The organism is Pseudoalteromonas sp. 20-92, assembly GCF_030847595.1.
In the GTDB taxonomy this organism is placed as follows: Bacteria; Pseudomonadota; Gammaproteobacteria; order Enterobacterales; family Alteromonadaceae; genus Pseudoalteromonas; species Pseudoalteromonas fuliginea.
On sequence record NZ_JANJGQ010000068.1, the window covers coordinates 1 to 783 of the forward strand.

At 51.5% G+C, this 783-nt stretch carries 1 rRNA gene; it reads left to right on the forward strand.

Annotation, left to right across the window (positions count from 1 at the left end):
- Positions 1 to 751: ribosomal RNA gene (locus NRL14_RS20770) — 23S ribosomal RNA — on the forward strand; the annotation flags it as partial.
- Between the last annotated feature and the right edge of the window lie 32 nt (positions 752 to 783).

Sequence of the window (783 nt, forward strand, 5' to 3'; positions counted from 1 at the left end):
TGGAGTCAACCTTGAAATACCACCCTTGTAGTTTTGATGTTCTAACGTTGGCCCCTGAATCGGGGTTACGGACAGTGCCTGGTGGGTAGTTTGACTGGGGCGGTCTCCTCCTAAAGAGTAACGGAGGAGCACGAAGGTTGGCTAAGTACGGTCGGACATCGTACGGTTAGTGTAATGGTAGAAGCCAGCTTAACTGCGAGACAGACACGTCGAGCAGGTACGAAAGTAGGTCATAGTGATCCGGTGGTTCTGAATGGAAGGGCCATCGCTCAACGGATAAAAGGTACTCCGGGGATAACAGGCTGATACCGCCCAAGAGTTCATATCGACGGCGGTGTTTGGCACCTCGATGTCGGCTCATCACATCCTGGGGCTGAAGTCGGTCCCAAGGGTATGGCTGTTCGCCATTTAAAGTGGTACGCGAGCTGGGTTTAGAACGTCGTGAGACAGTTCGGTCCCTATCTGCCGTGGGCGTTTGAGAATTGAGAGGGGTTGCTCCTAGTACGAGAGGACCGGAGTGAACGAACCGCTGGTGTTCGGGTTGTCATGCCAATGGCATTGCCCGGTAGCTACGTTCGGAACTGATAAGCGCTGAAAGCATCTAAGCGCGAAGCAGGCCTCGAGATGAGTTCTCACTAGACTTTTAAAGTCTCTGAAGGGCCGTTGAAGACTACAACGTTGATAGGCAAGATGTGGAAGTGGTGTGAGCCATTAAGCTAACTTGTACTAATTACCCGTGAGGCTTAACCATACAACGCCAAACGCGTTTTATGTGATAGTGAA